The sequence below is a fragment of the Kitasatospora sp. NPDC034533 genome, from assembly GCF_055575155.1.
Map to the genome: position 1 here is coordinate 1 of NZ_JBVITE010000135.1, position 5,368 is coordinate 5,368.

A 5,368-nucleotide genomic window follows, 5' to 3' on the forward strand; every position below is an offset into this window, starting at 1 on the left:
GACAGCGGCACCGCAGTGGTTCAACAGCAAAGGTAGACGCGCCGCACCGCGCGCGATCCTCCTACTGCAAGATCCACTTCTGAAACACGCCCTAGACCGTGCCGTTGAGCCGGTCCCCGATCGCCCGCAGTCCGTCCAGGTCGTGCACGTCGCCCGGCAGCGCCGGCACCTCCACGATCGGCACGTCCGGGTACACCGAGACGAAGCGGTCGCGGGTGCGGCGTTCGCGCCCCATGATCTGCATCCGCTCGGCGTGCAGCCGCAGCAGCCCGGCCGCGAGCAGCTCCGCCTCGGGCGAGGCGTGCTCCGAGCCGTTCTCCTCCAGGGCCTCGGCGGCCGCCAGCGCCCGCTCCGCGGTGAGCTGGGGCGCGCCCGTGCCGTGCACCCGGTTGAGCACCAGCCCGGCCAGCGGCATCCGGTCCGCGGCGAGCCGGTCCACGAAGTACGCCGCCTCCCGCAGCGCGTCCCGCTCCGGCGCGGCCACCACCAGGAACGCCGTGCCCGGCGCCTTGAGCAGCTGGTACGTGCGGTCGGCGCGCTCGCGGAAGCCGCCGAACATCGAGTCCATCGCGCTGACGAAGGTCTGTACGTCGGTGAGCAGTTGGGCGCCGAAGATCTTGCCCAGGGTGCCGGTGAGCAGGCCCATCCCGGCGTTCAGGAACCGCATCGCGCTGCGCCCGCCGACCTTGGCCGGGGCGGTCAGGATCCGGATCACCCGGCCGTCCAGGAAGGACCCGAGCCGGTTGGGCGCGTCCAGGAAGTCCAGCGCCGAGCGGGACGGCGGGGTGTCCACGACGATCAGGTCCCACAGCTCGGCGGCGCGGAGCTGCCCGAGCTTCTCCATCGCCATGTACTCCTGGGTGCCCGCGAAGCCGGCCGACAGGGACTGGTAGAAGGGGTTCTCCATGATCGCCCGGGCCCGGGCGGGCTCGGCGTGGGTCAGCACGACCTCGTCGAAGGTCCGCTTCATGTCCAGCATCATGGCCTGGAGCTCTCCCTCGCCGGAGACCCCCTTGACCACCCGCGGGGTGTTGTCGAGCTCGGTCAGGCCCATCGACTGGGCGAGCCGGCGGGCCGGGTCGATGGTCAGCACCACGACCTTGCGGCCGCGTTCGGCCGCCCGCAGGCCGAGCGCCGCGGCGGTGGTGGTCTTGCCGACCCCGCCGGAGCCGCAGCAGACGATGATCCTGGTCTTCGGGTCGTCGATCAGCTCGTCCACCGCGAGCCGCCTCCCGGTGCTCCGCACCCCGTTCGAGGTCATGCCGCCCCCTGCCGCTTCAGTTCGCCCGCCAGCCGGTACAGCCCGCCGAGGTCCACGCCCTCGCCCAGCAGCGGCAGTTCGTACGTCGGGAGCCGCAACTGCTGGATGTCGGCGCGCTGGGCGCGCTCCAGCTCGACCCGCTCGGCGTGCTCCCTGGCCTGGTCCAGCAGCGGGTCGAGCAGCGGCTCCACCGCCGCCCGGACCTTCTCCGCGGTGCGCGGCCGGCCCCCGAGCCCGGCCTCCCCGAGCGCCAGGGCGACCTCCTCACGGTGGTCCCCGTCCACCGCGGCCACCGCCGCCGCGTCCAGCACCGGCGGCCGGACCATGTTGACCATCACCCCGCCCACCGGGAGCTTCGCCTCGCGCAGCTCCTCGATGCCGTCGACCGTCTCCTGCACCGGCATCTCCTCCAGCAGGGTGACCAGGTGCACCGCGGTCTCCGGCGACTTCAGCACCCGCATCACGGCCTGCGCCTGGGTGTGTATCGGGCCGATCCGGGCCAGCCCGGCGACTTCGGCGTTGACGTTCAGGAAGCGGGTCAGCCGACCGGTCGGCGGGGCGTCCATCACCACCGCGTCGTAGCGCCGGTGGCCGTCCGGCTCCTTCCGCCTGGTCGCCTCGCAGGCCTTGCCGGTGAGCAGGACGTCCCGCACGCCGGGCGCGATGGTGGTGGCGAAGTCGACGAAGCCCACCTTCTGGAGCGCCTTCCCGGCCCGGCCGAGCTTGTAGAACATCTCCAGGTACTCCAGCAGCGCCTGCTCGGTGTCGATCGCCAGCGCGAAGACCTCGCCGGGCCCGCCCTCCCCGGGGGTCAGCCCCAGCTGGGTGCGCGAGACGGAGGCGATCCGGCGCTCCTCGTACGGCAGCGCGGCGATCCCGAACAGCTCGGCGATGCCCTGTCGGCCCTCCACCTCGATCAGGAGCACCCGGCCGCCGTCGGCGGCGAGCGCCAGGGCCAGCGCCGCGGCCAGCGTGGTCTTCCCGGTGCCGCCCTTGCCGCTGACCACGTGCAGCCGGACGCCCTCCCAGTCGGGGTCGCGCCGGGCCGCTTGGCCGGGGGTGCGTGCCACGCTCCGTCTCCGTCCGTCCTCGTCCTCCGGGCGTCCCCTCCTGGCGGGGGGTGCCCCTCCTCACCAGGGTGCCCTCCCGCGAGGGTAACCAGGGACCGTACCGGATGCCCGGAGTGCGCGGGCCGCCAGGCCTGATCATGCCCGCTTTGTGCCCCACCTCACACGCCTCGCGACGGGCAGCGCGGATCGCCGCGGCGGCTCGTCTAGAGTCTGGCCATGACCAAGTGGGAATACATGACGGCGCCCCTGCTGGTGCACGCGACCAAGCAGATCCTGGACAACTTCGGCGAGGACGGCTGGGAGCTCGTCCAGGTCGTGCCCGGCCCCAACCCGGAGCAGCTGGTGGCCTACTTCAAGCGGGAGAAGAACGCATGAGCAGGGTCGAGCAGAAGCTCGCCGAGCTGGGGCTGACCCTGCCGCCGGTGGCCGCCCCCGTCGCCGCGTACGTCCCGGCCCTGCGGTCCGGCGACCTCGTCTTCACCTCCGGCCAGCTGCCGGTCGTCGACGGCAAGCTGCCGACCACCGGCAAGGTCGGCGCCGAGGTCTCCCCGGAGGAGGCCAAGGAGCTCGCGCAGATCTGCGCGCTGAACGCCCTGGCCGCCGTGAAGTCGGTGGTCGGTGACCTCGATCTGGTCGAGCAGGTCGTCAAGGTGGTCGGCTTCGTCGCCGCCGCCCCCGACTTCATCGCCGTCCCGGCCGTCGTCAACGGCGCCAGCGAGCTGCTCGGCAGCGTGCTCGGCGAAGCCGGCACGCACGCCCGCAGCGCCGTGGGCGTCGCGGTGCTGCCGCTCGACTCCCCGGTCGAGGTCGAGATCGTGGTGCGCGTCAAGGCCGCCTGAACCTGATCGAGGTCGGCCGGGACCGACCGGGTGTGATCGCGGAGGCGGGGACGGATCTGTCCAACCCCGCCTCCGTGCGCTTAGCATCCGGGCATGGACCATCGAGCGACGACGCTCCCGATGCCGCCCGGCTGGCCTGCCCGGATCCGGGCGGTCGAATCCGGCGCGGTGATCCCGCCGGTGCCCCGGCCCGCCGCGACCGTGGTGCTGCTGCGCGACGCCGCCCAGGGGCCGGAGGCCTACCTGCTGCGCCGGCGCACCTCGATGGCCTTCGCGGCCGGGATGTACGCCTACCCGGGCGGCGGGGTGGACCCACGGGACGCCGAGGTAGAGCCGGGCTGGGCCGGGCCGGCGCCCGAGGAGTGGGCGCGACGCCTCGGCGTGGACGCCCGGACGGCGCGGGCCGTCGTCTGCGCGGCCGTCCGCGAGACCTTCGAGGAGGCCGGCGTGCTGCTGGCCGGCCCGGACGCGGAGAGCGTCGCCGCGCCGCGCGACTGGTCCGCCGAGCGGGCCGCGCTGGAGGCGCACGAGCTGTCCTTCGCCGAGTTCCTCCGCGACCACGGCCTGGTGCTGCGCAGCGACCTGCTGGGCGGCTGGGCCCGCTGGATCACCCCGGAGTTCGAGGAGCGGCGCTACGACACCTGGTTCTTCGTCGCCGCGCTGCCGGCCGGACAGCGCGCGGCCCTGGAGGTCGGCGAGGCCGACCGGGTCGCCTGGCTGACCCCGGCCGAGGCGGTGCGGGGCCACCGGGAGGGCCGGTTCGGGATGCTGCCGCCGACCGTGACGGTGCTGCGCGAGCTGTCCTCGGTGCGGACCGCCGCCGAGGCCCTGGCCGCGGCCGGCGGGCGCGGGCTGGAGCCGGTGCTGGGCCGGGCCGAGGTCCGCGGGGACCGGCTGACGGTCCGCTGGCCCGGCTACGAGGAGCTGACCATCGACGGGGAGTTTCCCGAGGACCCCTGAGCGTTCCGTACGACCCGGGCCACCGGGACCACCCGCATGACACGTACGACTGTACGACCGTATGACATGTACGCCCGCACGACCGCGGGGGTGATGTGAACGCCCCGCACGACCTTCCGGTACCGACGCCGAGAGAGGAGCGACGCCCGATGACCCACAACGACGTGGCTCGCCGGACGGCACCCGAGATGCCCGCACGCCGCCTGATCCCCCGCACCCCCGCCTGTGAGAGCCACGCCCCGCTCGTCGAGCCGACGCAGCGCGACCTCGTCCGGGCGCTGCCGCTGCGGACCCTGCACCGAGACGGCGGAGGCGGCCGGTGAGCGGACTCCTGCCGGGTGACCCCGCCGCCGTCGTCGGCGGCGAGGCCACCCCCCGGGCGCTGTGCGTGCTGGCACCGAACCCGTCGCCGATGACGCTGGACGGCACCAACACCTGGCTGCTCGCCGAGCCCGGCTCGGACCTCGCGGTGGTGATCGACCCGGGCCCGCTGCACGAGGGACACCTGCGCCGGGTGATCGACCTCGCGGAGGCGCGGGGCCAGCGGATCGCGCTGACCCTGCTCACCCACGGCCACGCCGACCACTCCGAGGGCGCGGCCCGCTTCGCCGAGCTGACCGGCTCCGAGGTGCGGGCCCTGGACCCGGCGCACCGGCTGGGCTCGGAGGGCCTGGTGGGCGGCCAGCGCCTCCACGTCGGCGGCCTGGACCTGCGGGTGGTGGCCACCCCGGGGCACACCTCGGACTCGCTGACCTTCCACCTGCCGGACGACGGCGCGATCCTCACCGGGGACACCGTGCTGGGCCGGGGCACCACGATGGTCGCCCACCCCGACGGTCGGCTCGGCGACTACCTGGACTCGTTGCGCCGGCTGCACGCCATGGCCTCCCAGCACGGCGTGCGCACCGTGCTGCCCGGCCACGGCCCGGTGCTCGCGGACGCGCTCGGCGCCGTCGACTACTACCTGGCCCACCGGGCCGCCCGGCTCGCCCAGGTGGAGACCGCGGTCGAGGCGGGCTGCCGGACCGCGCCCGAGGTGGTGGCCCGGGTCTACGCCGACGTGGACCGGGCGCTCTGGCCGGCCGCCGAGCTGTCGGTGCGGGCCCAGCTGGACTACCTGGAGGAGCACGGGCTGATCCAGGGCACCTCCTAATGCTGTTGTCAAGCCGCTGATGTGACTGGGAGGTCGCCTTGGTAGCACCGTCCGTCACGGATCAGAGCCCACAGGACGTTCACCC

The 5,368-nt window shown here is 74.1% G+C and carries 7 protein-coding genes; 5 read left to right on the forward strand and 2 right to left on the reverse strand.

The window, feature by feature from the left end; genetic code table 11:
- Window positions 1-91: 91 nt before the first annotated feature.
- Together bagB and bagA are read right to left on the reverse strand one after the other, a co-directional pair.
- Window positions 92-1,261, reverse strand: a complete 1,170-nt coding sequence (bagB, locus tag ACZ55U_RS38665) for an ATPase BagB (protein WP_465534260.1) — start codon at window positions 1,259-1,261, stop codon at window positions 92-94.
- Window positions 1,258-2,331: an ATPase BagA gene (gene bagA, locus ACZ55U_RS38670; RefSeq protein WP_465534262.1), complete on the reverse strand. Its 1,074-nt coding sequence runs from the start codon at window positions 2,329-2,331 to the stop codon at window positions 1,258-1,260. The genes bagB and bagA overlap by 4 nt, the downstream gene beginning before the upstream one ends.
- 216 nt (window positions 2,332-2,547) lie before the next feature.
- On the opposite strand from bagA, the gene ACZ55U_RS38675 reads away from it, so the two are divergent.
- The 5 genes from ACZ55U_RS38675 to ACZ55U_RS38695 all read left to right on the forward strand — a co-directional run bounded on the left by ACZ55U_RS38675 (window position 2,548) and on the right by ACZ55U_RS38695 (window position 5,283).
- A complete protein-coding gene (locus tag ACZ55U_RS38675; RefSeq protein ID WP_094743074.1) occupies window positions 2,548-2,706 on the forward strand; it encodes a DUF4177 domain-containing protein in 159 nt (52 codons plus the stop codon).
- Window positions 2,703-3,170 (forward strand): RidA family protein, encoded by a 468-nt coding sequence (locus tag ACZ55U_RS38680; RefSeq protein ID WP_465534264.1) that lies wholly within the window; start codon window positions 2,703-2,705, stop codon window positions 3,168-3,170. The genes ACZ55U_RS38675 and ACZ55U_RS38680 overlap by 4 nt, the downstream gene beginning before the upstream one ends.
- 93 nt (window positions 3,171-3,263) lie before the next feature.
- The gene (locus ACZ55U_RS38685) at window positions 3,264-4,130 is read left to right on the forward strand and encodes an NUDIX hydrolase (RefSeq protein ID WP_465534266.1); all 867 of its coding nucleotides are present in this window, start codon (window positions 3,264-3,266) and stop codon (window positions 4,128-4,130) included.
- 149 nt (window positions 4,131-4,279) lie between these two features.
- Entirely contained in the window at window positions 4,280-4,453 is a 174-nt protein-coding gene (locus ACZ55U_RS38690) for a hypothetical protein (RefSeq protein WP_465534268.1), read from the forward strand.
- Complete coding sequence (locus ACZ55U_RS38695) at window positions 4,450-5,283, forward strand: MBL fold metallo-hydrolase (RefSeq protein WP_465534270.1); 834 nt, start codon at window positions 4,450-4,452, stop codon at window positions 5,281-5,283. The genes ACZ55U_RS38690 and ACZ55U_RS38695 overlap by 4 nt, the downstream gene beginning before the upstream one ends.
- Window positions 5,284-5,368 lie beyond the last annotated feature (85 nt).

Excerpts from the sequence above, each read along its gene's own strand:
- bagB (WP_465534260.1), bottom strand. The coding sequence starts at position 1,261 with ATGACCTCGAACGGGGTGCGGAGCACCGGGAGGCGGCTCGCGGTGGAC.
- ACZ55U_RS38675 (WP_094743074.1), top strand. The coding sequence starts at position 2,548 with ATGACCAAGTGGGAATACATGACGGCGCCCCTGCTGGTGCACGCGACC.
- ACZ55U_RS38680 (WP_465534264.1), top strand. The coding sequence starts at position 2,703 with ATGAGCAGGGTCGAGCAGAAGCTCGCCGAGCTGGGGCTGACCCTGCCG.
- ACZ55U_RS38685 (WP_465534266.1), top strand. The coding sequence starts at position 3,264 with ATGGACCATCGAGCGACGACGCTCCCGATGCCGCCCGGCTGGCCTGCC.
- ACZ55U_RS38690 (WP_465534268.1), top strand. The coding sequence starts at position 4,280 with ATGACCCACAACGACGTGGCTCGCCGGACGGCACCCGAGATGCCCGCA.